At 55.7% G+C, this 24,347-nt stretch carries 23 protein-coding genes; 15 read left to right on the top strand and 8 right to left on the bottom strand.

Annotated features, from left to right (window positions below):
* Window positions 1–43 precede the first annotated feature (43 nt).
* The 4 genes from ppiB (at window position 44) to purK (ending at window position 2,957) form a co-directional block, all read left to right on the top strand.
* The gene (gene ppiB, locus ABDW13_RS08825; protein ID WP_097094653.1) at window positions 44–538 is read left to right on the top strand and encodes a peptidylprolyl isomerase B; all 495 of its coding nucleotides are present in this window, start codon (window positions 44–46) and stop codon (window positions 536–538) included.
* A complete protein-coding gene (locus tag ABDW13_RS08830; protein ID WP_343552172.1) occupies window positions 538–1,254 on the top strand; it encodes a UDP-2,3-diacylglucosamine diphosphatase in 717 nt (238 codons plus the stop codon). Before ppiB ends, ABDW13_RS08830 begins: the two co-directional genes overlap by 1 nt.
* A gap of 132 nt (window positions 1,255–1,386) precedes the next feature.
* Entirely contained in the window at window positions 1,387–1,896 is a 510-nt protein-coding gene (gene purE / locus ABDW13_RS08835) for a 5-(carboxyamino)imidazole ribonucleotide mutase (RefSeq protein ID WP_343552173.1), read from the top strand.
* Window positions 1,893–2,957 carry a 5-(carboxyamino)imidazole ribonucleotide synthase gene (gene purK, locus ABDW13_RS08840; RefSeq protein WP_343552174.1) on the top strand — a complete coding sequence of 355 codons (1,065 nt, stop codon included), beginning with the start codon at window positions 1,893–1,895 and terminating at the stop codon, window positions 2,955–2,957. Before purE ends, purK begins: the two co-directional genes overlap by 4 nt.
* Window positions 2,958–3,112: 155 nt before the next feature.
* Here purK and ybbP read toward each other — a convergent pair whose 3' ends face one another.
* Both ybbP and ybbA read right to left on the bottom strand, forming a co-directional pair.
* A complete protein-coding gene (gene ybbP / locus ABDW13_RS08845; protein WP_343552175.1) occupies window positions 3,113–5,530 on the bottom strand; it encodes a putative ABC transporter permease subunit YbbP in 2,418 nt (805 codons plus the stop codon).
* Window positions 5,527–6,213, bottom strand: a complete 687-nt coding sequence (gene ybbA / locus ABDW13_RS08850) for a putative ABC transporter ATP-binding protein YbbA (protein ID WP_343552176.1) — start codon at window positions 6,211–6,213, stop codon at window positions 5,527–5,529. Before ybbA ends, ybbP begins: the two co-directional genes overlap by 4 nt.
* On the opposite strand from ybbA, the gene tesA reads away from it, so the two are divergent.
* The 5 genes from tesA (at window position 6,181) to ABDW13_RS08875 (ending at window position 9,983) form a co-directional block, all read left to right on the top strand.
* On the top strand, window positions 6,181–6,807 hold the full coding sequence (gene tesA, locus ABDW13_RS08855) for a multifunctional acyl-CoA thioesterase I/protease I/lysophospholipase L1 (protein WP_343552177.1): 627 nt from the start codon (window positions 6,181–6,183) through the stop codon (window positions 6,805–6,807). The genes ybbA and tesA overlap by 33 nt on opposite strands.
* 31 nt (window positions 6,808–6,838) lie before the next feature.
* Window positions 6,839–7,612, top strand: coding sequence for an SDR family oxidoreductase (locus ABDW13_RS08860; RefSeq protein WP_343552179.1), 774 nt, complete (start codon window positions 6,839–6,841; stop codon window positions 7,610–7,612).
* 79 nt (window positions 7,613–7,691) lie between these two features.
* Window positions 7,692–8,546, top strand: a complete 855-nt coding sequence (locus ABDW13_RS08865; protein ID WP_343552180.1) for a co-chaperone YbbN — start codon at window positions 7,692–7,694, stop codon at window positions 8,544–8,546.
* A gap of 64 nt (window positions 8,547–8,610) precedes the next feature.
* On the top strand, window positions 8,611–9,525 hold the full coding sequence (locus ABDW13_RS08870) for an SPFH domain-containing protein (RefSeq protein WP_343552181.1): 915 nt from the start codon (window positions 8,611–8,613) through the stop codon (window positions 9,523–9,525).
* Window positions 9,525–9,983: an NfeD family protein gene (locus ABDW13_RS08875; protein ID WP_343552236.1), complete on the top strand. Its 459-nt coding sequence runs from the start codon at window positions 9,525–9,527 to the stop codon at window positions 9,981–9,983. Before ABDW13_RS08870 ends, ABDW13_RS08875 begins: the two co-directional genes overlap by 1 nt.
* Here the strand turns inward: ABDW13_RS08875 and cueR are convergent.
* On the bottom strand, window positions 9,959–10,375 hold the full coding sequence (gene cueR / locus ABDW13_RS08880; protein WP_343552183.1) for a Cu(I)-responsive transcriptional regulator: 417 nt from the start codon (window positions 10,373–10,375) through the stop codon (window positions 9,959–9,961). The two genes, ABDW13_RS08875 and cueR, sit on opposite strands and share 25 nt — an antisense overlap.
* A 95-nt stretch (window positions 10,376–10,470) precedes the next feature.
* Between cueR and copA the strand changes: the two genes are divergently transcribed.
* From copA to ybaK, 3 genes are all read left to right on the top strand, one after another.
* The gene (gene copA / locus ABDW13_RS08885) at window positions 10,471–12,981 is read left to right on the top strand and encodes a copper-exporting P-type ATPase CopA (protein ID WP_343552184.1); all 2,511 of its coding nucleotides are present in this window, start codon (window positions 10,471–10,473) and stop codon (window positions 12,979–12,981) included.
* A 68-nt stretch (window positions 12,982–13,049) separates the two neighbouring features.
* Window positions 13,050–13,850, top strand: a complete 801-nt coding sequence (locus tag ABDW13_RS08890; RefSeq protein WP_343552185.1) for a TraB/GumN family protein — start codon at window positions 13,050–13,052, stop codon at window positions 13,848–13,850.
* Between the two features lie 351 nt (window positions 13,851–14,201).
* Window positions 14,202–14,681: a Cys-tRNA(Pro)/Cys-tRNA(Cys) deacylase YbaK gene (ybaK, locus tag ABDW13_RS08895; RefSeq protein ID WP_343552186.1), complete on the top strand. Its 480-nt coding sequence runs from the start codon at window positions 14,202–14,204 to the stop codon at window positions 14,679–14,681.
* Here ybaK and ABDW13_RS08900 read toward each other — a convergent pair.
* On the bottom strand, window positions 14,678–15,547 hold the full coding sequence (locus tag ABDW13_RS08900) for a LysR family transcriptional regulator (RefSeq protein WP_343552187.1): 870 nt from the start codon (window positions 15,545–15,547) through the stop codon (window positions 14,678–14,680). The two genes, ybaK and ABDW13_RS08900, sit on opposite strands and share 4 nt — an antisense overlap.
* A gap of 90 nt (window positions 15,548–15,637) precedes the next feature.
* Between ABDW13_RS08900 and ABDW13_RS08905 the strand changes: the two genes are divergently transcribed.
* Entirely contained in the window at window positions 15,638–16,069 is a 432-nt protein-coding gene (locus ABDW13_RS08905) for a multidrug/biocide efflux PACE transporter (RefSeq protein WP_343552188.1), read from the top strand.
* 79 nt (window positions 16,070–16,148) lie between these two features.
* Here ABDW13_RS08905 and ushA read toward each other — a convergent pair whose 3' ends face one another.
* Window positions 16,149–17,909, bottom strand: a complete 1,761-nt coding sequence (gene ushA, locus ABDW13_RS08910; protein ID WP_343552189.1) for a bifunctional UDP-sugar hydrolase/5'-nucleotidase UshA — start codon at window positions 17,907–17,909, stop codon at window positions 16,149–16,151.
* 148 nt (window positions 17,910–18,057) lie between these two features.
* On the opposite strand from ushA, the gene ABDW13_RS08915 reads away from it, so the two are divergent.
* Both ABDW13_RS08915 and ybaL read left to right on the top strand, forming a co-directional pair.
* A complete protein-coding gene (locus ABDW13_RS08915; RefSeq protein WP_343552190.1) occupies window positions 18,058–19,254 on the top strand; it encodes an MFS transporter in 1,197 nt (398 codons plus the stop codon).
* A gap of 219 nt (window positions 19,255–19,473) precedes the next feature.
* Complete coding sequence (ybaL, locus tag ABDW13_RS08920; protein ID WP_343552191.1) at window positions 19,474–21,162, top strand: YbaL family putative K(+) efflux transporter; 1,689 nt, start codon at window positions 19,474–19,476, stop codon at window positions 21,160–21,162.
* Window positions 21,163–21,223: 61 nt separating this feature from the next.
* On the opposite strand, the gene ABDW13_RS08925 is transcribed toward ybaL, so the two are convergent.
* The 3 genes from ABDW13_RS08925 to adk all read right to left on the bottom strand — a co-directional run bounded on the left by ABDW13_RS08925 (window position 21,224) and on the right by adk (window position 24,309).
* Window positions 21,224–22,525: an inosine/guanosine kinase gene (locus ABDW13_RS08925; RefSeq protein WP_343552192.1), complete on the bottom strand. Its 1,302-nt coding sequence runs from the start codon at window positions 22,523–22,525 to the stop codon at window positions 21,224–21,226.
* Between the two features lie 58 nt (window positions 22,526–22,583).
* Window positions 22,584–23,543 (bottom strand): ferrochelatase, encoded by a 960-nt coding sequence (hemH, locus tag ABDW13_RS08930; protein ID WP_343552193.1) that lies wholly within the window; start codon window positions 23,541–23,543, stop codon window positions 22,584–22,586.
* 121 nt (window positions 23,544–23,664) lie between these two features.
* Window positions 23,665–24,309 carry an adenylate kinase gene (gene adk / locus ABDW13_RS08935; protein WP_343552194.1) on the bottom strand — a complete coding sequence of 215 codons (645 nt, stop codon included), beginning with the start codon at window positions 24,307–24,309 and terminating at the stop codon, window positions 23,665–23,667.
* Window positions 24,310–24,347 lie beyond the last annotated feature (38 nt).

Consider the following 24,347-nt stretch of genomic DNA (forward strand, 5'->3'; position numbering starts at 1 on the left):
CGTGGTAGTTGACACTGACGACAAACTTTACAGGAAGAAAATAATGGTCACTTTCCAGACGAACCATGGCGATATCGTAATTAAAACCTTCGATGACAAAGCGCCGGCTACCGTGAAGAACTTCCTGGAATACTGCGCGGAAGGTTTTTACGATAACACTATCTTCCATCGCGTAATCAACGGTTTCATGATTCAGGGTGGTGGTTTTGAGCCTGGCATGAAGCAGAAAGACACCAAAGCAGATATCCGCAACGAAGCGAACAACGGCCTGAAAAACACCAAAGGCACGCTGGCGATGGCGCGTACCCAGGCTCCTCACTCTGCTACTGCCCAGTTCTTCATTAACGTGGCAGACAACGACTTCCTGAACTTCCGTGACGAAAGCCTGCAAGGTTGGGGTTACTGCGTGTTCGCAGAAGTGGTTGAAGGCATGGACGTGGTTGAGAAAATCAAAGCGGTGAAAACTGGCCGCAGCGGCATGCATCAGGACGTTCCGGTTGACGACGTTGTCATCCAGAAAGTGACTGTTAGCGAGTAATGTCGCGCACGCTGTTTATCGCAGATCTGCATCTGTGCACTGAAGAACCGGCAATTACTGCCGGTTTTCTGCATTTTTTGCAGGGTGAAGCGCAACAATGCGATGCGCTTTATCTCCTCGGCGATCTGTTTGAAGCGTGGATTGGCGACGACGATCCCAATCCGCTGCATCAGCAGATCGCTGCGGCGCTCAAGGCGCTGCCGGTGCCGAAATTCTTCATTCATGGCAACCGTGATTTCCTGCTCGGCCAGCGTTTTGCGCGCGCCGCAGGCATGACGTTGCTGCCGGAAGAACAAGTGCTGGAACTCTATGGCCAACGCGTGTTGATCATGCATGGCGATACCTTGTGCACCGATGATCAAGGCTACCAACGCTTTCGCGCCAAAGTGCATCAGCGCTGGTTGCAACGGCTGTTTCTTGCCTTGCCGCTGCGCCTGCGGATGCGCATTGCCGCGCGCATGCGCAATGGCAGCAAGCAGGCCAATCAGCACAAATCATTGAACATCATGGACGTCAATCAGCAAGCGGTGGAAGCGGCGATGACGCGCCAACAGACGCCGATTCTGATTCACGGTCACACCCATCGTCCCGCCATTCATCAATTTTCGCTGCACGGCGAAAACGTGCAACGCGCGGTGCTCGGTGCCTGGCATGAAAACGGCTCGATGATTCAGGTGGATGCCAGCGGCGTCAGCTTGATCGAATTCCCCTTCTGAAATCCGGGCATCAATGCCCGTTTTCCGCCTACGCAACCGTTTTCCTTGCTGCCATCTCATGCTATTCTCTGTGCCCTTCTTCGCCTGCCCGCCCGGCCAGGTTCGTTTTGCATATTCACAGGAGTTGACCGCATGTCATCCAACGCCACCCCGGCTCGTATCGCCATTGTCATGGGTTCCAAAAGTGACTGGGCTACCATGCAGTTCGCCGAGGAAATTCTTAACAGCCTGGATGTTCCGTTCCACGTAGAAGTGGTCTCCGCTCACCGCACGCCAGACAAACTGTTCAGCTTCGCCGAAAGCGCTGCCGAAAACGGCTATCAGGTGATCATCGCCGGTGCCGGCGGTGCAGCCCATTTGCCGGGCATGCTGGCCGCCAAAACGCTGGTTCCAGTGCTGGGCGTGCCGGTGCAAAGCGCCGCGCTGAGCGGTGTCGATAGCCTGTATTCCATCGTGCAAATGCCGCGCGGCATTCCGGTTGGTACGCTGGCGATTGGTAAAGCCGGTGCAGCCAACGCGGCATTGCTGGCAGCGCAAATCCTGGCGATCCACGATCAAGCGCTGTCCACGCGCCTCGCCAACTGGCGTCAAACACAGACCGATGAAGTGTTGAACAACCCGGATCCGCGGGAGGACGCATGAAGCCGGTTTGCGTATTAGGAAATGGTCAGTTAGGCCGCATGTTGCGCCAGGCGGGTGAACCGCTGGGCATCGCGGTATTCCCGGTGGGATTGGATGCTGAACCGTCGGCATTGCCTATCGCCGAAAGCGTGATCACCGCTGAGATCGAACGTTGGCCGGAAACCGCCTTAACCCGCGAACTGGCGAGCCATCCGGCGTTTGTGAATCGCGATATTTTCCCGCGTCTGGCCGACCGCCTGACGCAAAAACAACTGCTGGATCAGCTCAATCTCGCTACCGCGCCGTGGCAATTGCTGGCGGATAAAGCCGAGTGGCCGAGCGTGTTTGATTCGTTGGGTGAGCTGGCGATTGTTAAACGTCGCACTGGCGGCTACGACGGTCGCGGTCAATGGCGTTTGCGCGCCAATGAAACCGATGCGCTGCCGGACGAGTGCTACGGCGATTGCATCGTCGAGCAAGGCATCAACTTCAGCGGCGAAGTGTCGCTGGTCGGTGCGCGCGGACACGATGGCAGCACGGTGTTTTATCCGCTGACGCATAACCTGCATCAGGATGGCATTCTGCGCACCAGCGTAGCTTTCCCGCAGGCCGATGCCGCACAGCAGCAGCAAGCCGAAGCAATGCTCAGCGCCATCATGCATGAGCTGAAATATGTCGGCGTTATGGCGATGGAGTGTTTTATTACGCCGGAAGGTTTGCTGATTAATGAGCTGGCGCCGCGCGTGCACAACAGCGGACACTGGACGCAAAATGGCGCATCAATCAGCCAGTTCGAACTGCATCTGCGCGCCATTCTGGGTCTCGCGCTGCCGCAGCCGGTGGTGTTTGCGCCGTCGGTGATGGTGAATTTGATTGGCACCGCAGTGAATCTCGATTGGCTGCAACAGCCGCTGGTGCATCTGCATTGGTACGATAAAGACGTGCGTCCGGGCCGCAAGGTGGGGCATCTTAATCTGACCGATAGCGATCAGGTACGTTTGGTATCCGCGCTGAATGCGCTGGTGCCGTTGCTGCCAGAAGAGTATGCCAGCGGTATCGCGTGGGCGGTTGAGAAGCTTTGATCGACAAGGTCGCCATCACTGGCGTAATGCTGATCAATTAACCGCACATTCCGTAGCGGCGCAATTTATTGCGTTCCGTTGATTTTAAAAGGTCAACATAACGCAATAAATTGCGCCGCTACGATACGTGCGCTTTAGAATTTCGATTACCCGCTTTAAGCTGCCTCAAACCGTCTAAACAACGCCTTTCCTTGCAGCAATCGCACGCCCAGCCAGCCGCCGCACAGCGACAACAGCAGCGCGCCGACAATGGGCAGCGCAAACCACAGCGTCCAATCTGGCTGCCACGGGAAATCAAAGATCTTACGCTGTAATCCCCACAGCGCCGCCTCAGCACCTAACGCCGCCGCAATCCCTGAAACCACGCCCAACAGCGCAAACTCGCACCACAAGGTACCGCGCAGCAGTCGTTTACTGGCCCCCAACGTGCGATAGACCACTAACTCTTGTTGACGCTGACGCATGCCAACCTGAATCTGCGCCATGAGCAACAATACGCCACAAATCGTTACCAGCACTACCATCACTTCCAGCGCCTGGCTGACCTGCGTCAACACCTGGCCGATCTGGCGCATCATGCTGCCGATATCCAGCAAACTCAGCGTCGGAAAGGCGCGATTGAGCTGCGCCAGCAGCGCCGGATTGTTATCCATGCGGAAGCTAGTCAACCAGGTTTGTGGCTGTTGATCCAACGCGCCCGGTGGGAAGATGAAGAAGAAGTTGGGCCGTAAACTCTCCCAATCCACCTTACGCAAGCTGGTGATTTTGGCGCTGAACTGCTGAGTATCGCCGCTGAAGGTCAGGGTATCACCCAGCTTCACGCCGAGACGATCTGCCAGTTCCCCTTCCATCGACACTTCACCGGTTTTCGGCGGCCAATCACCGGCGATCAGCGGATTGTGATCTGGGCGCTGTGCCTGCCACGTCAGATTCAGCTCGCGATTCAGCGCGTTATCCATCTTTGGATCGGCTTCTTTGCCGTTCAGCTCGGTTAAACGCGCTCGCACAATCGGATAGAAGGTTTCCGGTTTGATGTGATGTCCGGTGAGAAAATCGCTGACTTGCGGCACCTGCTCTTTGGTGATGTTCAGCAGGAAATAGTTCGGGCTATCGGCGGGCAATTGCTGCTGCCAGCGATCCAGCAGGTCGCCACGCATTACCAGCAGCAGCGCCAGCAACATAAATGACAACGAAAATGCCGCCAGCTGACTGAGCGTCATCGCCGGTTGACGCAGCAGGCGATTGATCGCCAAACGCATCGCCAGATTGCGCACCACCAACCGACGCAGCAGCAGCAGCGTGCCCCAACCCAACAACGCCAGCAGCAGCGCCAGCAACACCACGCCCGCCAGCAACGCCCACAACATTTTGCTGCCGCCCATTAATAGCGCCAGCAAGCCAATCACTACCAACGCCATCACCGGCAGATAGATGCGCAGCGGCCAAACATTGGCGACCGCATCACGCCGCAACACGCGCAGCGGCTGCGTTGCCATCAGCAGGCGATACGGGCGTAAACCGACCAGCAGCGAAATGACAAACATCGCGCCAATCGCCCACAACCACGGCCAGAAGCTGGCGGCAGGTAACGCGCCCGGCAGCACCGGTTTCAACATCAATAGCAGGATAACTTCAATCCCCTGCCCCAACACGCTGCCAACAATAGCGGCCAGCAGCAGCACCGCCAGCCATTGGCCGATGATCAGCCGCTGTAAGGCTTTGCGTGAGGCACCGAGGGTTTTCAGCACCGCCACCAAATCGTAGCGACTGCGGCAATAATGGCTCATCGCCACCGCCACCGCGGCAATCGCCAGCATCAGCGTCAGCAACGCCGAGAGCAGCAGGAATTGCTGCGCGCGCTGCATCGAGCGCCCGAGCGCATCTTCCGAATTCTCCACGCTGATCCAGCGCTGATCGGCTTTAAGTTGCGGTTCGATCCAACTGTCATAACGCGCTAATGGGGCCGGTTCGCCGGAGAATTTATAACGCCAACTCAAACGACTGCCGGGCTGCACTGCACCAGTTTTTTCGACATCAGCTAGGTTCATCAGTAGGCGCGGCGCGGTTTGGAATGGATTGAAACCGCCATCCGGCTCCTGAATCACTTCGCCAGCAATACGCAGCGTGGTATCGCCGACATCAACATTATCGCCAACCTTAAGATTGAGTAGCGCCAGCAAACGCGGCGCAACCAGCACCGTTCCGGCTTGCGGACGCAATCCTGGCGGATTGGTTTGCAGCGTGCCAAACATCGGATAGGCATCATCCACCGCTTTAACATCCGCCAGCTGCGGCGTCTCTTGCGCGAAGGTCATGGTCATAAAATGCAGCTGGCTGCTGACCGACAATCCTTCATCGCGCGCTTTGGTTAGCCACGCATCCGGTGCGGGCGACGTGGTGCGCAGCGTGCGGTCGCCCGCCATAAAGTCGCGGCTTTGCTGGCTTAAGCCTTTTTCCATACGATCGCTGATCGATCCCAGCGCCAGCACGCACGCTACCGCCAAGGTTAAGGCCAGCCAGACAATCAGCAGCGAAGGCGAACGCCACTCGCGCCAAAACCAGCGCCAAATCATGTTTCCTCCCACAATTTGCCGTCTCGCAGGCGCAGGCGACGATCGCAGCGCGCCGCCAGTTGCTCATCGTGCGTCACCAGAATCAGCGTGGTAGCGAAATCACGATTAAGGGAGAAAAGCAGATCGGCAATGCGATCGCCGGTTTTGCGATCCAGGTTGCCCGTCGGTTCATCGGCAAACAGCAGCCCCGGACGGCCGCTAAAGGCACGCGCCAGCGCCACACGCTGTTGTTCGCCACCAGAAAGTTGCGCAGGAAGATGATGCAGACGATCTTTCAGCCCCAACACGGTGAGCAATTCCACCGCTTGCGCGCGACTTTCGCGATCGCTATCGCCGCGCAGCAGCGCCGGAAGCTGCACGTTTTCCAATGCGTTAAGCGTTGGCACCAGCATAAAGGATTGAAACACAAAGCCGACTTCACGCGCACGCAGCGCGGCACGCTGCTCTTCATTCATGCTGTGCAGCGGCTGGCCAAGCAGATGCACTTCGCCGCTGCTGCCATCATCCAATCCAGCCAGAATCCCCAGCAACGTCGATTTCCCCGAACCCGATTCGCCAATCAAGGCGATGGTCTCAGCTGGTTTGACAACCAGCTCAACTCCGGTAAGGATGGTCAGCTGATGCTCTCCCTGACCGACGGACTTAGTAAGATGATGAACTGCAACAATGTTTTCCGCTGGCATTATCCCTTCCTGTTGTTATTGCTTCTGCTGGTGTCCCGCATCGCCGCCGCCGACACCTTGTTGGTGTTGGGGGACAGTTTGAGCGCCGGTTATCGCATGTCAGCGACCGCAGCCTGGCCGAGCCTGCTGGATAAAACCTGGCAACAGCAGCCCAAAATTGTTAACGCCAGCATCAGCGGAGATACCGCCGGACAAGGGCTGGCGCGTTTACCGAGCCTATTAAAACAGCATCAACCGCGTTGGGTGTTAATCGAATTGGGCGGTAACGATGGCCTGCGTGGCTTCCCGCCGCAAAATATTGCCGCGGATCTGACCAAGGTGATCGACGAGGTAAAAGCCGCTAAGGCGCAGCCGCTGCTGATGCAGATTCGTCTACCTGCTAATTATGGACGTCGCTATACCGAAGCGTTTAGCGCCATCTATCCGCGCCTGGCACAGCAGTACAACATTCCTCTGGTGCCGTTCTTTATGGAGCAAGTCTATCTGAAGCCGGAATGGATGCAGCAGGACGGAATTCACCCCAATCCGGATGCTCAGCCGTTTATCGCCAATCTGATGGCGACCGAACTGGCTCCGCTAGTAAAGCATGATTAATGCAGACGTGTGATTTTTAACGGGTAAATAAATGCAAAGAACAATTCTGATCACCGGCTGTTCCAGCGGCATTGGTTTAGTCGCCGCCAACGATCTGTTATCACGCGGCTATCGCGTGATTGCCGCCTGCCGTCGCGACGAGGATGTGGTGCGCATGGACGCATTGGGCTTTATCGGTTTACAGCTGGATCTGGATGATGCCGCTAGCGTTGATGCCGCCGCCGATCGCGTGCTTGAACTCACCGAGCATCGCCTGTTTGCGCTGTTTAACAATGGCGGTTTTGGTCAATATGGCCCGCTCAGCAGCGTTTCACGACAGCAACTGGAAAAGCAGTTCTCCACCAACCTGTTTGGCACTCATCAACTGACTATGCGCCTGCTGCCCGCTCTGCAAGCCAGCGGCAACGGACGCATCATCAATACCAGCTCGGTTTTAGGGCTGATCTCCACGCCAGGACGCGGCGCGTATGCCGCCAGCAAATGGGCGCTGGAAGCGTGGAGCGATGCGCTGCGCCTTGAAGTCCGCGATTCTGGCGTGCGCGTCAGCCTGATCGAACCCGGCCCAATCAGCACCCGATTTAGCGACAACATCCATCAAGGCCAACAGGATAAACCGGTGCGCAATCCGGGCATTGCCGCGCGCTTTACCCTGCCGCCAGAAGCGATTCTGCCGAAGCTGCGTCATGCGTTGGAGAGCAAACATCCGCGCCTGCGTTATCCGGTGACGCTGGTGGCCTGGGCGATGAGCGTGCTTAAACGTCTGCTGCCAGGTTGGATACTGGATCGCATTTTGCGCAGCAACTAAGCTGCAACACAGATTCGAACTTGAACCGGGCCGCCTTGCCCCCATATCCTCAACACACTTTCTGCCAAGAGACGTATTCATGTCACACGCTTTGATTATCGACATCAACGAAACCAACCTGCAACAGACGTTAGAGCAGTCAATGCAGCTGCCGGTGCTGTTCTATTTCTGGTCCGATCGCAGTCAGCATTGTCAGGAACTGACGCCGGTGCTGGAGCGCCTGGCGCAGGAGTATGCCGGTCAGTTTCTTTTAGCGAAGCTGGATTGTGATAAAGAGCAGATGGTGGCGTCGCAGTTTGGCCTGCGCTCCATCCCGACCGTGTATCTGTTCCAGAATGGTCAGCCGGTAGATGGCTTCCAGGGACCGCAGCCGGAAGAGGCGATTCGCGCTCTGCTGCAAAAAGTGCTGCCGCGTGAAGAAGAGATGAAAGCGCAGCAGGCAATGCAATTGATGCATGAAGGTAAACCGCTGGAAGCGCTGCCGCTGCTGAAAGATGCGTGGCAGCTCAGCAACAAAAACAGTGAAATTGGCTTCCTGTTAGCTGAAGTGCTGATCACGTTGAACCGTAGCGATGAAGCGGAAACCGTGCTGGATGCGGTGCCGTTGCAGGATCAGGACACCCGTTATCAAAGCCTGATTTCGCAGATCGAACTGCTGAAACAAGCCGCCGATACGCCTGAAATTCAGTTGTTGCAGGAACAGTTAGCCAGCGATCCAACCAATGCCGAACTGGCTGCTAAACTGTCGTTACAGCTGCATCAAGTGGGCCGCAACGAAGAAGCGCTGGAACTGCTGTTCGGCTTCCTGAAAAGCGATCTCAGCGTCGGTGATGGTCAAGTACGTAAAATGTTCCAGGAAATTCTGGCTGCGCTTGGCACCGGCGACACGCTCGCCACGCGCTATCGTCGCCAGCTTTACTCGCTGCTGTACTGATCGGTACCGCGCGTTAAACGGGCCGAAGCGACTCGGCCCGACAATCTGACAGCCAGGAGGTTATATGTTAACGGTTATTCCGGTTCTGATTCTGTTCGCACTGGTGGTGGTGTGGGCTGGCGTAAAAATTGTTCCACAAGGTTATCAGTGGACGGTTGAACGTTTTGGCCGCTATACCAAAACGCTGGCGCCCGGTCTGAATTTGCTGGTGCCGTTCATGGATCGTATTGGTCGCAAGATCAATATGATGGAACAAGTTCTCGACATCCCTTCGCAAGAAATCATCTCCAAAGATAACGCCAACGTCACCATTGATGCGGTGTGTTTCATTCAAGTGGTCGATCCGGCACGTGCGGCTTATGAAGTCAGCAATCTTGAGCTGTCGATTCTCAACTTAACCATGACCAACATCCGTACCGTGCTCGGCAGCATGGAGCTGGATGAAATGCTGTCGCAGCGCGATAACATCAACACGCGCCTGCTGCATATCGTCGATGAAGCCACCAACCCGTGGGGCGTGAAAATCACCCGTATCGAAATCCGTGACGTGCGTCCGCCGCAGGAACTGATTGCCGCAATGAATGCGCAGATGAAAGCCGAACGTACCAAACGTGCCGACATTCTGGCGGCGGAAGGCGTGCGCCAGGCAGCGATTCTGCGCGCTGAGGGTGATAAACAATCGCAAATTCTTAAAGCGGAAGGCGAACGCACCTCTGCCTTCCTGCAAGCTGAAGCTCGCGAACGTCAGGCCGAAGCCGAAGCCACTGCCACACGCATGGTGTCTGAAGCCATCGCCGCTGGCGATATTCAGGCGGTGAACTACTTCGTGGCGCAGAAATACACTGATGCACTGCAAAAAATCGGTGAAGCCAACAACAGCAAACTGGTAATGATGCCACTGGATGCCAGCAGTTTGATGGGCGCGATTGGCGGCATCAGTGAACTGCTGAAGGAGAGCCGTCAGGAGCGAAGACCATGATCCTGATGGAGCTGATCGCGCATCCACACTGGTTCTGGCTCACGCTCGGCGGTTTGCTGTTGGCTGCCGAAATGCTCGGCACCAGCGGCTATCTATTGTGGAGCGGATTAGCGGCGGTGCTGGTTGGCGTCACAGAGTGGTTTATTCCACTTTCATGGACCGGACAGGGCCTTCTGTTTGCGGTTTTGACGTTGCTTTGTGTCTATTTCTGGTATCGCTGGATGCGCTATCGCGAATCATCGCAACAGGCCAATACGCTGAATCAGCGCGGCAGCCAATTGATGGGCATGCAACTGACGCTAGATAGCACGCTGCAAAACGGTTTGGGCCACGTGCGCATTGGCGACAGCAGTTGGCGCGTGCAGGCCGATAGCGATCTGCCCGCAGGCACCAAGGTGATCGTTACCGGCGTGGTCGGTATCACGCTGATGATTCAACCGCGCTCGCCATCCGCCTGATGGCAGCAACCGGCAAGGTGATTGATAATCGGGCACTCTGCACTGTCATCGCCCGGACAGGCTTCCGCTAGCGCCAGCAGCTGCGCGCGCATCGCATGTAACTCTTCAATGTGCGCAGCGATCTCATCCGCTTTCTGCAAAGTACGCGCTTTAACATCCGCGCTATGCCGCGCCGGATTGTTGAACAGCGCCACCAGCTCGCGGCACTCTTCTAACGTGAAGCCGACCTGACGCGCCTGGCGTAGCAGATTCAATTCATCGAGATGGTGCGCTGCGTAATGGCGATAGCCATTTTCACCGCGCGCCGGTGGCGTCACCACGCCCTTCTCTTCGTAAAAGCGAATTGCTTTGCTGGTGAGTCCGGTTTTTTTTGCCACATCACTGATGTTCATTTTCACCTCTTGACCTTCCATTCAGGGGAAGGTTTAGCATCTAGTTCTAATGCAAATCTTGCATGCAGTCAAAATCATTACCTGAGGAGTTAAGCATGTCACATACCCAACTGCTGGCGCTGGATGGCTTATCCTGCGGCCACTGCGTTAAACGCGTAAAAGAAGCACTGGAACAACGCGGTGATGTTGAACAAGCCGAGGTTACCCAGCAAGAAGCACGCGTGACCGGTGCGGCGAGCGCTGACGACCTGATCGCTACCGTTGAACAGGCCGGTTATCACGCAGTATTAAAAGACGGCACAACCCACCCAAAGCCTGAACCGTTGACAGCTACAGAGCCGCCGCCGGAGGCGCTGACAACGGAGTCGCAACCGGCAGCAACCACGGAAGCGGTGCATCACTTACTGATTGGTGGTATGAGCTGCGCCAGTTGTGTCAGCCGTGTGGAGCAGGCGCTGCAAAAGGTGCCCGGCGTGAGCCAGGCACGCGTTAATCTCGGCGAGCGCAGCGCGCTGATTTTAGGGGATGCAGAAGCCGATGCGCTGGTGCGCGCCGTCGATCAAGCCGGATATTCCGCCGAAGTGATCGATGATGAACAAACCCGCCGCGAACGCCAGCAAGTTAGCGCCCAACAAGCGATGCGCCGCTTTAGCTGGCAATCAGCATTAGCATTGCTGCTCGGTGTGCCGATGATGATTTGGGGCATGCTCGGCGACAACATGATGCTGAGCGCCGAAAACCAAACGCTGTGGCGTTCGCTGGGTGTCATTACCTTGCTGGTGATGATGATTGCCGGTGGCCATTTCTATCGCAGCGCATGTCGCAGTTTGCGTCACGGCAGCGCAACCATGGATACGTTAGTGGCGCTGGGAACCGGTGCAGCGTGGCTCTACTCGATGAGCGTGGCGTTGTGGCCGGCGTTTTTCCCGCATCAAGCGCGACATCTCTATTTCGAAGCCAGCGTAATGATCGTTGGCCTGATTAATCTGGGGCATGCGCTGGAACAACGGGCACGCCAGCGTGCCTCGAAAGCGCTGGAACGTTTGCTGGATTTAACTCCAGCGCAGGCGCGAGTGATCAAGGATGGCAGTGAAACGCTGCTGCCGTTGAGCGAAGTGCAGCCCGGCATGACCATCAAACTGGTAACCGGCGATCGCGTACCGGTGGATGGCGAAGTCACTAGCGGTGAAGCTTGGTTTGATGAAGCGATGTTGACCGGCGAAGCGGTGCCACAAGCCAAGCAACCCGGCGATAAAATCTTTGCTGGCACGCTGCTGCAAGATGGCACGCTGCACTTTATTGCACGCGCCACCGGTAGCCACACCACGTTGGCGCGCATCATTAATCTGGTGCGTCAGGCGCAAAGCAGCAAACCGGATATCGGTCGATTAGCGGATCGCATTTCGGCGGTGTTTGTGCCGGTGGTGGTAGCGACTGCGCTGATCAGCGGCGCGATCTGGTATTGGGTCGGCCCACAGCCGCATTTGGCCTACACGCTGGTGATCGTGACAACGGTGCTGATCATCGCCTGCCCTTGCGCGTTGGGATTAGCCACACCGATGTCGGTGATTGCAGGCGTCGGGCGCTCCGCAGAATTGGGCGTGCTGGTGCGCGATGCCGATGCACTGCAGCGCGCCAGCGAAGTCGACACCATCGTATTCGATAAAACCGGCACCTTAACGCGCGGCACGCCGCAGGTCAGCGATGTGTTGATCTATGGTGATTGGAATCGCCAGCAAGTACTCAGCGCCGCCGCGCAGATGGAGCAAGGTTCCAGCCATCCGCTGGCAAAAGCGATTATCGAGGCGGCCCCCGATGTCAGCAGCGAGGCGGTTAAGCAATTTCGTACAATACGCGGCAAAGGTATCAGCGCTAAAGTGGCCGACAGAACGCTGCTGCTGGGCAATCAAGCCTTGCTGGATGAGCAGCACATTGATTACAGCGCCGCACAAGCCGATATCGAGCGCTTGGCAGCACAAGGTGCTACGCCGGTATTGCTGGCCGATCGCCGTCAATTGCTGAGTTTGATCGCACTACGCGACAGCTTGCGTCCGGAGAGCCAAGCGGCGCTGCAACGGCTGCATCAATTAGGCTATCGCTTAATTATGCTGACTGGTGATCACCAAAAAACGGCGCAAGCTATTGCCGCTGAAGCGGGCATTGATGAAGTGATTGCTGGGGTGCTGCCGGATGGCAAAGCGCAGGCGATTAGCCAGTTGCAGCAGCAAGGCCGCAAAGTGGTGATGGTTGGCGACGGTATCAACGATGCACCCGCGCTGGCGCAGGCCGATGTCGGTATCGCAATGGGCGGCGGCAGCGATGTCGCGGTAGAAACCGCCGCGATGACGCTGATGCGTAACGATTTGCACTGCGTTGCCGATGCGCTGTCGATTGCCGGTGCCACGCTGCGCAATATGCGCCAGAACTTGCTGGGCGCATTTATCTACAACAGCTTCGGCATCCCGATTGCTGCGGGCGTGCTTTATCCGTTTACCGGCATGTTGCTCAGCCCGATTGTTGCGGGCGCGGCGATGGCGCTGTCATCGATTACCGTGGTGAGCAATGCGAATCGCTTGTTGCGCTTCAAGCCTGCGCCGCGCGAATAGCCATCGCGGCCCTGTTTTTCAGTGAGTGAAATCGCTAGCATGGATTTTTGCATTTAAAAGGACAGGGAATGAGACACGGTCTGTGGCACAGCATCCAACAACGGATCGCGAACCTTTTCCCGGCTAGCTACAGTTGGCCGGCCATGGATATCCAACTGGGCGATCGCCGTTTGCATCTGGCGGGCAGCATTCATATGGGCACGCGCGATATGCAGCCGCTGCCCGCAGGTTTGCTGCGCCAGCTCAACAAAGCTGATGCGCTGGTGGTGGAAGCCGATATCACCCAAGGCGGCTCGCCGTTTAGCGAAGACGATCAATGTCCGCCGCTGGCAACACGCTTAGAAGAGGCGACGTTGCAACGGCTACAAGCGTTGTGCGATGAGGTTTCGCTATCGATTAGCGTGTTCGACACTCTGCCGTTTTGGCAAATCGCCTTGATGTTGCAGGCGCAACAGGCGCAGCGCCTGGGATTACGTCCACAGTTCGGTATTGATTATCAGTTGTTGCAGGCAGCAAAAGCGGCGAATAAACGCATTATCGAGCTGGAAGGCCCGGAAACGCAGATCGCTTTGTTGAAATCGCTGCCGCAGGACGGCGTAGCGCTGCTGCTGGATACGCTGGAGCATTGGCACACCAACGCGCGCCTGCTGCAAACCATGATCAGCTGGTGGCTGGATACGCCACCCAAGCAGCAACCGGTCGCGCTGCCCAGCACCTTTAGTAGCGAGTTAAACGATACGCTGATGCGCAACCGCAATCAGCATTGGCGCGAGTTGTTGTTGGCGTTACCGAAAGGACGTTATGTGGTGGCGGTCGGCGCATTGCATCTGTACGGCGACGATAATTTGCCGGAGTTGCTGAAGCGTTAACGCGGTTTGCGGTCACCATAAATGGCGACCCTACGAATATTCTGAGCGTTTTTGTAGGGTCGCCATTTATGGTGACCGATACCCATGATGCAGAAATACGGCCACTGAACCGCCGTTGTAGGGTCGCCATTTATGGTGACCAACGATGCGAATGGGTGTAGCCAAACGTGGAAAAAATCCAAAAAAGAAGGCCAATAGTGATATTGGCCCGTCAAAGAGGAATTTGTTTATGATTTTGGTTATCACCAGCAATCTCTTACTGGCGCGGGGCAATTCTCGCGCAAAGTTCAGAATTTCGCCACTATTTTTCCACCAAAACTGAAATAAGAATTTTCCTAACAAGGAACGATCATGACGCCCGCGGTAAAACTTCTGGAAAAACAAAAAGTCACCTTTACCCTGCATCCTTACGATCACGACAGCCACGAAACCAATTTTGGTGATGAGGCGGTACGAAAATTGAATCTGGATGCGCGCCAGGTTTTCAAAACGCTGTTAGTGGCGCTCAACGGTGACGCCAAAGCCTTAGCGGTTGCAGTCACGCCAGTCTCGACTCAGCTGGATCTAAAAAAAGTCGCCAAAGCATTGGGCGCGAAAAAAGCCGATATGGCCGATCCGCAACTGGCGCAGCGCGTAACCGGCTATCTGGTGGGCGGCATCAGTCCGTTGGGGCAGAAAAAACGCCTGCCAACGGTGATTGATCAGCAGGCGGCGGAATTCGCCACCATCTTTATCTCAGGCGGCAAACGCGGATTGGATCTGGAACTGGCGGCACAAGATTTGTCTCGCTTGCTCGACGCGCCGCTGGCCGATATCGCCCGACGCGATTAATCGGGCTGCTGGGCGCAAAGCTGATCGATCATCCAGCGCCCGGCCGGTCCCGGTGGATTGCGTCGCGACCAAATCACATCCACCGCAATACGCTGCGGCCAACCCGGCACCGGCAACTCTTTCAGCACCTGATGACCAAACTGCTCCACCAGCCAGCGTGGCAACACGCTCCAGCCAAAGCCTTGTTCCGCCATTTCCAGCAGCAGTAAATAAGACGGCGCCGACCAGACGCGCCCGGCCGGCAATGGATCGCGGTTTTGCACCCACGTATTGAGCCGCAGATGCCGCAGCTCGCCGAGTTGCCCTTCACTGACCTGTTCCAACTGCGAAAACGCGTGATCCTGATGCAGATAAATCGCCATCTGCGCGCCAACCTGTAAACGCGCCACCGCGATATCTGGCGGCAATTGTGGCTGCGCGCGCACCACGCCAAGGTGCACGCGACCAGCCTGAATTAGATCGATAGCATCGGCATCTTCAGCAATCATGCATTCGAACTCGATATCGGGATAACGCGCCTCAAAGCGATTAAGCAAATTGACGTGATGATCGGCCTGCCAGAAATCGGAGATCGCCATGCTCAAGCGCGGCTCAACGCCCTGTGACAAGCGCATTGCCAGTTCATCTAACCGCTGACTGGCCGCCAAAATCTGCTGCACCTGCGCTAACGCGCGCTGGCCTTGCTCAGTGAGCACCGGCTGACGGCCGCTGCGATCAAACAAGGTGAAACCGAGATCATCTTCCAGATTCGCCACCGCGCTGCTGATGGTTGACTGGCTTTTGGCTAACGCACGCGCCGCCGCCGAGAACGATCCGCTCGCCACCGTTTGCACAAACGCCTCAAGAGATTCCGGGGAGTATTTCATGGTGAACCATCGCTTTTATCGATAGGTATTCATTTTATCTTAGCATCACGCAGTGAGAAAATGCGCGTCCTAACCAATTTGGAGGTTTATATGCGTACCCGTTCGCTGAAAGAACGTTTTTGTCATGCCGCAGGCTTTGAAGTGTTGGCGATTATCACAGTTGCACCGCTGGCTGCCTGGGTTATGGATAAACCGCTGTTTCAGATGGGCGCATTGGCGATCATGTTATCGACCGTCGCCATGCTGTGGAACATGATTTATAACGCCGGTTTTGACCGTATCTGGCCGCCGCAGGCTAAACGTGGTCTTGGTTTGCGTGCGTTACATGCGCTGGGCTTTGAAGGTGGATTTATTGTGATTGGTCTACCGATTGCTGCGTGGATGCTGGATATTAGCCTGCTGCAAGCCTTTATGGTCGAAGTGGCGTTCTTCCTGTTCTTCCTGCCGTATACCATGGCTTACAACTGGGCGTGGGATAAATTGCGCCAGCGTTGGGTGACGCAAAAATCCTGCCAAGCGTGATGGTTGCGATAAACATCGGTCACCATAAATGGCGACCCTACAGGCACGGTGCGCGTTATGCGCACCGAAACCACGTCGTTCAATGTTGCTGCTGTGACGCCCGCGGCCAGATCCACGCCAGAATCATCTGCGGATAGCTGGGCTTCTTTTGTTGCTTCTCCTGCGCTTTGTTGCGCTCCTGAATCTGCGCTTCGGTCAGATGCACAATGCCGCTTGGCGCATAATCGCTGATTTTCAGCGGTGAATGTTGGCTAACATACTCGCGCAGCACATCCGCATCACGTTGCCCGCTATTAGTGAAACCGGCATGGGTTTCAATTGCGGGATAACCGTCGCCGCCGCTGGCGTTAAAGCTATTGGTCGCCATGCGATAAGTTTTGTCTTTTTGCAGCGGCTCACCGTTAATTTTCACCTCGCTAACGCCTTTGCCATCCGCCACCAGACTGATATTGCTGAACTGCGCATAGCCGCCGGAATCCACTTTAATGTTGGCGACGGTTGCCAGATAACTCAGCAACTCATTGCCGGTCAGCGTGACGGAAACCACTTGATTGCCAAACGGCTGCACCTGCAACAGGTCGCGCCAGCTCAGATTGCCCTGCGCCAGAGACGTGCGAATACCGCCGCCGCTCATCACCGCAAAATCCGCTTTGGTGGCGGCCATTTGTGCGCGCAAAATCAGCTGGCCGAGATTGGTTTGCTCAAAACGCACTTTGTCGCGTTCACCGACAAATACGCCGTCGCTGCTACCGACTTTAACGTCCAGCTTCTTCGCGGCACGCAATTGGAACGGCGTTAACAGCTTCATCATCGCGCTGTTTGGTGGGATCTCTTCCTGCCAGGTCAGCCAGGATTCGCTGCCGTCGAGGTTCTTGATTTTGTGCTTGAGATTGACCGGAATCAGTTGATAGCTATCCAGCGTCAACTCGCCATTTTTGAAGGTGAAGTCACCGCGTCCGACATATTTGCCCCACTCCTTAGCCTGCATGATCCACACGCCGTTCTGACGATCCGGCTGGCAAGGCTGACCCGGTTGATAATCCTTCACGCTGACATTGTCTTTTTCCATGCACACTGCATCCTGCGAATGGCCGCCAATGATCACGTTGATGGTGCCAGGCGGCAAGCTGCGCGCCAGTTCGACATCGCCCGGCGCATTACTGCCGTGCTGGCCGTCATCGTAATGGCCCATATGGGTTAGCGCGATAATCACGTCCGGTTTTTCGCTGGCGCGCAGTTCGGCTACCGCTTTCTCGGTCTCTTTTACCGGATCGCGGATATCCAGCGTGGCGATGTTTTCTGGATTGGAAATGCGCAACGTGTCAGTGGTAGTCAGGCCGATCACCGCGATCTTCAATCCCATGCGATTAAAGGTCGCCCACGGTTTGAACATGCGTTTATCGGTGCCTTTTTGGTAGATGTTGGCCGACAGGAACGGGAATTTGGCCCACTTCTGCTGCTTTTGCAGCACGTTGAGCGGTTTATCGAATTCGTGATTGCCCAACGCCATCGCATCGTAGCCAACCAAATTCATGCCACGAATATCGGGCTCGGCATCCAGCATGTCCGACTCCGGCACGCCGGTATTCACATCACCCGCCGACAGAATGAGTGCACCACCGCCTTTGGCCTGCACATCATAGCGTTGTTGATCCATTAAGGTTTTCTGCGCGGCCAGGCCGTATTCGCCTTGGGCGTTGGTCCAGTAGCGACCATGATGATCGTTGGTGTGCAGAATGCTAAAACGATAACTGCGATCCGTTTGCCACGCCTGCGCCAACACTGGCAGCAGTAACATGATCAGCGCCAACCAGCGCCCTTTATGCGGTGATAAAAACAAAGCCGATCTCCTTATGCTGCGTTTTCCAAACCTAATGTGCTTTATCGCCCTCTTGTGTCGCACAGTTGGCCCTTTAACTCAAGACGAAAGGCTTATAGAGTCAGCAAGTAGTAACAATCTGATAACTAAAACCCCCTTCAGGATTTTTATGGCAAGTGAAATCGCATCACCGGCGCGCGCGCCCGGTCGTACCGCTTTTGGCATTTTAGGTGCCATCAGCCTCGCGCATCTGCTCAACGATATGCTGCAATCGCTGTTGCTGGCGATCTATCCAATGCTGCAAAAGGATTTCAATCTGAACTTTGTGCAGATCGGCTTGATCACGCTGACCTTCCAGGTCACCGCATCGCTATTACAGCCGGTTATCGGCCATTACACCGATAAATATCCCAAACCCTGGTCGCTGCCCGTCGGCATGGCCTTTACGCTGTGCGGGCTGATTTTGCTGACCTTCTCCACCAGCTATCTGCAAGTGTTGCTGGCTGCGGCGCTGGTCGGTAGCGGTTCATCGGTGTTCCACCCTGAATCCTCACGCGTGGCGCGCATGGCGTCTGGCGGTCGGCATGGTTTGGCACAATCGCTGTTCCAGGTCGGTGGCAACTTTGGTAGCGCGCTCGGTCCGTTACTGGCGGCGATGATCGTTGCGCCTTATGGCAAAGGCCATTTGGGCTGGTTTGTGCTGGCGGCCTTGCTGGGCATTATCGTGTTGCTACAAGTGAGCCGTTGGTACAGTCATCAGCAACGTGCCAGCAAATCTGCCGCTAAAGTCACGCCGGTGAATCCGCTGCCACGCAAAAAAGTGGTGTTGGCGGTGAGCATTTTGCTGCTGCTGATTTTTTCCAAATACTTTTATCTCACCAGCATCAGCAGCTATTACACCTTCTATTTAATGCAGAAATTCGGGCTTTCGGTGCAAGCGTCGCAATTCCATTTGTTTGCCTTCCTCGGCGCGGTGGCGGCCGGCACCATTATTGGTGGACCGATTGGCGATAAGATTGGGCGTAAATACGTGATTTGGGTGTCCATCCTTGGCGTTGCGCCCTTTACCCTGCTGCTACCGCACGCCAATTTAATGTGGACCAGCGTACTGAGCGTGATCATCGGTTTGATTCTTGCATCGGCTTTCTCCGCCATTTTGGTGTACGCGCAGGAGCTGATGCCGACACGTATCGGTATGGTTTCTGGACTGTTTTTCGGCTTCGCCTTCGGCATGGGCGGATTGGGCGCCGCCGTGTTGGGCGTGGTGGCTGACCACACCAGCATCGAATGGGTCTATCAAATCTGCGCCTGGCTGCCACTTATCGGCCTTTTGACCGCTTTCCTGCCTGATAATCGTCACGCCTAAGCCTGTTTTAGGGGGCAACTATTTTTCCTTGCCCCCTTCATTCTGCATGAAATCTGCCGATATTATGAGATAACTGAGGAAAATGGAGCTTCAGCTGCGTTTTAGTCTCATTTTTTCAATTTAGTCGCCTTTTACCGCTCAAATGTTTAAACGCAGTGCGTGATTGTGCATTACACTAAGTTGTTACAAGCGGATACATTTTCACACAAGGAGACAGGCATGCATCACACTACCCCGTTGATCACTACCATTGTCGGAGGACTGGTCCTCGCCTTTCTCCTTGGTATGCTGGCGAATCGCCTGCGTATTTCACCGCTGGTCGGATACCTGTTAGCAGGCGTGCTCGCCGGCCCTTTCACACCTGGCTTTGTCGCCGATACCAACCTTGCGCCGGAACTGGCTGAACTCGGCGTGATTCTGCTGATGTTTGGTGTCGGATTGCACTTCTCGCTCAAGGATTTGATGTCGGTAAAGTCGATCGCCATTCCTGGCGCCATCGCGCAAATTGCCGTGGCGACGCTGCTGGGAATGGGGCTTTCGTGGACCATGGGCTGGTCGTGGATGACCGGTTTGGTCTTTGGTCTCTGCCTTTCCACTGCCAGTACCGTGGTGCTGCTGCGCGCGCTGGAAGAACGTCAACTCATTGATAGCCAGCGCGGGCAAATCGCCATTGGCTGGTTGATTGTGGAAGATTTGGTGATGGTGCTGACGCTGGTGCTGCTGCCGGCCATCGCGGGCATGCTGGAAGAAGGCAACGCCAGCCCAACGCTGCTGCTGTGGGATTTGATGCTAACCATCGGCAAAGTTGTCGCCTTTATGGTGCTGATGATGGTGGTGGGTCGTCGCGTGGTGCCGTGGATTCTGGCCAAAAGCGCGGCCACTGGCTCACGCGAGCTGTTTACCCTTGCCGTTTTAGCGCTGGCGCTGGGCATCGCCTTTGGTGCGGTCGAATTCTTCGATGTCTCGTTTGCGCTCGGTGCCTTCTTTGCTGGCATGGTGTTGAACGAGTCTGAACTCAGCCACCGCGCGGCGCACGATACCTTGCCGCTGCGTGATGCGTTTGCCGTACTGTTCTTTGTTTCAGTCGGCATGCTGTTTGATCCGATGATTTTAATTGAGCAGCCGCTGGCCGTGTTGGGCGCACTGGCGATTATCGTGCTGGGTAAATCCATTGCCGCCTGGCTGCTGGTGACGTTGCTTGGCCATTCGCGTCGCACCGCGATGACCATTTCGGTCAGCCTGGCGCAGATTGGTGAGTTCGCCTTTATTCTCGCTGGTCTCGGCATCTCACTCGGCATGCTGAGCGATGAAGGCCGCAATCTGGTACTGGCGGCGGCGATCCTCTCGATCATGCTGAACCCAATTCTGTTTACCTTGCTGGAACGCTATCTCGATAAAACCGAGACCATTGAAGAGCAGACGCTGGAAGAAGCCATTGAAGATGAGAAGCAGATTCCGGTGGATATCTGTAATCACGCGGTGCTGGTGGGATACGGTCGTGTCGGCAGCCTGTTAGGGCAAAAACTGATGGAAGCCGATGTGCCATTGGTGGTGGTCGAGAGTTCGCGTCCTCGCGTTGAAGCGCTGCGTGAGCAAGGGATTAAAGCGGTGCTGGGCAATGCGGCACGCGTCGATACCATGGAACTGGCGCGTCTGGATTGCGCCCGCTGGCTGCTGCTGACCATTCCCAATGGCTATGAAGCGGGCGAAGTGGTGACAGCGGCACGTGAGAAGCGTCCCGATATCGAGATTATTGCGCGTGCGCATTACGACGATGAAGTGACGTACATTCTGGAACGCGGCGCCAATCGCGTGGTGATGGGCGAGCGCGAAATTGCTAATAGCATGCTGAATGTGCTGGAAGAAGAGATTGCGCAGAATCCGATTGTGCGTGAATGCCCGATTTAAGCCTTAATCTGCAATGAAAAGGGCGTCCCAATGGACGCCCTTTTCAATCAACGCTCGAACCTTAGCGATCCCAATACGACTCTTCTAAGCTGTCTTCCCGCTCCGGCAAGCCGCGAGTTAAACGCGGTGAATGCTGGTTCAGCACCTGATAACTCACCCGGTTAGCATATTTGCACACTTGCGCCAGCGACGAATAGGTCAGATACACGCGGCCATGTTTGCTGGAGTTGGGTACTTTTTGGCGATGGAAATTGTTGGCGGTGATGTCGTGTAACAACGCCGCTAATGCGCCATCGCCTGCGCCGTTGGTGTTCATGATTTTCTCCGGGCCGCCCATATACGGCGCGATGTGCGAGAAGATACGCAACGGTTGCTGGCAATCTTTGTGGCGCATCGCCCGGCTAAATTCGTATTGGTTGAACTCCGCCAGCGCGCCTGGCAGCAACGGATGATTGGTTTTGCGCTTGAACTCGTCTTCGGTGAATCCCGCCATGTACAAGCCGGTCGGCCCGGCGGTGCATAACACTAAATCAACCCAATCCAGCGCCATATTCGACGCTAATAGCGGATCTTGCTCACCGGTCAGTGCAAACGCTTCTTCTTCGTTCATCGCCACAATCGACACGTGATCGCGCAGGAAATCGCGCCAGAACTGTGGATTATCCTGAATCACGTATTTGGTACCGAGCGTCAGCACCACCGGCACATTGTGTTTTTTCGCGTATTCAATGGCGCGCAGCGTGGCGGCGGGCATCGGTTCGCCCGGCTGGCAACGCACCAGATATGAGGTCAGCACCAACGCCGATGCGCCAGCAATCACTTCTTCTGGAATGCTGTCAGCCTGCAATTGGTTCATTAAGCCAGGGCTGATGGCAAAGGTGCGCTCGCCTTGTTCACCAATCAGCGTAAAGCAGCGGCCAATTGCGCCATCGACGCCTTGAAGGAAGTTGAGATCCATGCGGCTGGAGGTGTTGCACAGGTAGCGATAGGCATAGCCGCCGATCTGGATGTTGTTGCACATCACGCCGAGCAGCACTGAGCGGTCGTCAGCTAATACTGAATAGTTGTGCAGCGTATTACCGATGGTGCCACCAGCAAATTGATGGCTGATCAATTCATCGCGCATCAGTTCGTTGTAGAGCGCTTCCGCGGTGACATCGTCAATCACCAACGAATGACCGGCACTGAGACCGTAACGCTGCAAAAAGTCGTCATCGACTTTGGCTTCAATATCCACCAGCGTTTGGTCGATACCCACTACCCAACTGCCCTCTTCCTGCTCTTGCTGCGTGGCTTGCAGCAGCGGATCGCGCGCGTTGACCGGGAAATAGTGTTTGGATTTGCGTTTGCCGGGAAATTTCATCTGGAGTGCCGTCAGGGAAAATCAGGCAGAGAATGATAGCACACTCTCTGCCACCACTTTAACGGCGTGCGTTGACCAGCTGCACCATCATTTCGATATGCTCAGCATCATCATTAAGCGCGGGAATGTATTCGAATTTCTCACCACCTGCATGCAGGAAGAATTCGCAGTTCTGCTCGCTGATCTCCTCCAGCGTTTCCAGACAATCGGCGGCAAAGCCCGGACTCATCACCTGCACATGTTTGATGCCTTTGGCCGGCAACCCTTGCATGGTTTCATCGGTATACGGCGTCAACCAGGGCTCACGACCGAAGCGTGACTGGAAGGTCATCATAATTTTGTGCGGCGCAATGCCCAAGGCAGCGGCCAGCGCATCGGTGGTGTCTTTGCAGCGCTGCGGATAATCATCACCTTCATCAGCGAAACGCTGCGGAATGCCGTGATACGACAGCACCAGCAGATCGGGCTCACCGTGCTGAGCAAATGAGCGTTCAACCGAGGCTTTCAGCGCCGCAATGTATGCCGGATGCTCGGCGTAATCGCGAATGAACGCAACATCCGGCAAGGAACGCAGTGGCTTGAAGCTGGTGGCTAAGCCATCCCACACCGCCGCAACGGTTGAGCAGGAGAATTGCGGATAAAGCGGCAAGACGATCAGTTTGGTGACGCCTTGATCCAACAGGCGTTTTAACGCGCTGTCGAGGCTTGGCTGGCCGTAGCTCATGCCGAGTTCAACCGGCATATCAAGGCGTTGGGCTAGCGCATCACGCTGGCGCTTGCTGAACACCATCAGCGGCGAGCCTTCTTCCATCCACACCGACGCATACAGTTTTGACACGCGCGGCGAGCGGAACGGCAAAATAATGAAATTGAGAATCGGCCACCATAATAAACGCGGCGTATCAACCACGCGTGGATCACCGAGGAACTGTTTCAGATAGCGTTTAACCGCAGGTGTGGTGGGTGCATCTGGTGTACCTAAGTTGACCAGCAAAACCCCGGGCTTTTCTTGCCTCATTGTATTTCCTTGATGTCGAAACGAATGGGTCACATTCAAAATCAGGGGGAAATTGTAGCGGAAAACGTGGGAGGGGAAAGCAATTGCTGCAAAAGGGCCGGTCAACCGGCCCTTGAACGCCTTAACCGAGGATTTCGGCCAACTGCGTGCTCACTTCAGCGACAGGACGTGTGCCGTCGATTTTGTGATATTCGGTGTTGCCGTCTTGCGCTTCTTTGCCGTAATAGGCAATCAGCGGCGCGGTCAGCTGATGGTATTCCACCAGACGCTTACGCACGGTCTCTTCCTGGTCATCTTTACGCGTGGTCAGCTCTTCGCCGGTCACGTCATCTTTACCTTCCACTTTCGGTGGCTTGTTGACGACGTGATAAACGCGGCCAGATGGCGCATGCACGCGACGTCCGACAATACGATCCACAATCAGCTCGTCCGGTACGGCAAACTCCAGCACGTAGTCGACCTTGATTCCCGCTTCTTTCATGGCATCAGCCTGAGGAATCGTGCGTGGGAAGCCATCGAGCAGGAAACCGTTTTTGCAGTCTTCCTGCGCGATACGCTCTTTAACCAGCGCAATCACTAACTCATCAGTTACCAGCTTGCCGGCATCCATGATCGCTTTTGCTTGTTGGCCCAGTTCCGAACCGGCTTTAACTGCCGCGCGCAACATGTCACCGGTGGAGATCTGCGGAATACCGTATTTCTCCATGATAAATTGAGCCTGAGTGCCTTTACCTGCGCCCGGTGCCCCGAGCAGAATAATACGCATTGCGTAATTCCCCTTGCGAATCGCATTGATCAATCTGA

It is taken from the genome of Pantoea sp. (genome assembly GCF_039594315.1).
Lineage (GTDB): Bacteria > Pseudomonadota > Gammaproteobacteria > Enterobacterales > Enterobacteriaceae > Pantoea.

Coding starts and splice junctions, on each gene's coding strand:
- ppiB (WP_097094653.1), top strand. CDS start 44: ATGGTCACTTTCCAGACGAACCATGGCGATATCGTAATTAAAACCTTC.
- ABDW13_RS08830 (WP_343552172.1), top strand. CDS start 538: ATGTCGCGCACGCTGTTTATCGCAGATCTGCATCTGTGCACTGAAGAA.
- purE (WP_343552173.1), top strand. CDS start 1,387: ATGTCATCCAACGCCACCCCGGCTCGTATCGCCATTGTCATGGGTTCC.
- purK (WP_343552174.1), top strand. CDS start 1,893: ATGAAGCCGGTTTGCGTATTAGGAAATGGTCAGTTAGGCCGCATGTTG.
- ybbP (WP_343552175.1), bottom strand. CDS start 5,530: ATGATTTGGCGCTGGTTTTGGCGCGAGTGGCGTTCGCCTTCGCTGCTG.
- tesA (WP_343552177.1), top strand. CDS start 6,181: ATGATGAACTGCAACAATGTTTTCCGCTGGCATTATCCCTTCCTGTTG.
- ybbA (WP_343552176.1), bottom strand. CDS start 6,213: ATGCCAGCGGAAAACATTGTTGCAGTTCATCATCTTACTAAGTCCGTC.
- ABDW13_RS08860 (WP_343552179.1), top strand. CDS start 6,839: ATGCAAAGAACAATTCTGATCACCGGCTGTTCCAGCGGCATTGGTTTA.
- ABDW13_RS08865 (WP_343552180.1), top strand. CDS start 7,692: ATGTCACACGCTTTGATTATCGACATCAACGAAACCAACCTGCAACAG.
- ABDW13_RS08870 (WP_343552181.1), top strand. CDS start 8,611: ATGTTAACGGTTATTCCGGTTCTGATTCTGTTCGCACTGGTGGTGGTG.
- cueR (WP_343552183.1), bottom strand. CDS start 10,375: ATGAACATCAGTGATGTGGCAAAAAAAACCGGACTCACCAGCAAAGCA.
- copA (WP_343552184.1), top strand. CDS start 10,471: ATGTCACATACCCAACTGCTGGCGCTGGATGGCTTATCCTGCGGCCAC.
- ABDW13_RS08890 (WP_343552185.1), top strand. CDS start 13,050: ATGAGACACGGTCTGTGGCACAGCATCCAACAACGGATCGCGAACCTT.
- ybaK (WP_343552186.1), top strand. CDS start 14,202: ATGACGCCCGCGGTAAAACTTCTGGAAAAACAAAAAGTCACCTTTACC.
- ABDW13_RS08900 (WP_343552187.1), bottom strand. CDS start 15,547: ATGAAATACTCCCCGGAATCTCTTGAGGCGTTTGTGCAAACGGTGGCG.
- ABDW13_RS08905 (WP_343552188.1), top strand. CDS start 15,638: ATGCGTACCCGTTCGCTGAAAGAACGTTTTTGTCATGCCGCAGGCTTT.
- ABDW13_RS08915 (WP_343552190.1), top strand. CDS start 18,058: ATGGCAAGTGAAATCGCATCACCGGCGCGCGCGCCCGGTCGTACCGCT.
- ybaL (WP_343552191.1), top strand. CDS start 19,474: ATGCATCACACTACCCCGTTGATCACTACCATTGTCGGAGGACTGGTC.
- ABDW13_RS08925 (WP_343552192.1), bottom strand. CDS start 22,525: ATGAAATTTCCCGGCAAACGCAAATCCAAACACTATTTCCCGGTCAAC.
- hemH (WP_343552193.1), bottom strand. CDS start 23,543: ATGAGGCAAGAAAAGCCCGGGGTTTTGCTGGTCAACTTAGGTACACCA.
- adk (WP_343552194.1), bottom strand. CDS start 24,309: ATGCGTATTATTCTGCTCGGGGCACCGGGCGCAGGTAAAGGCACTCAG.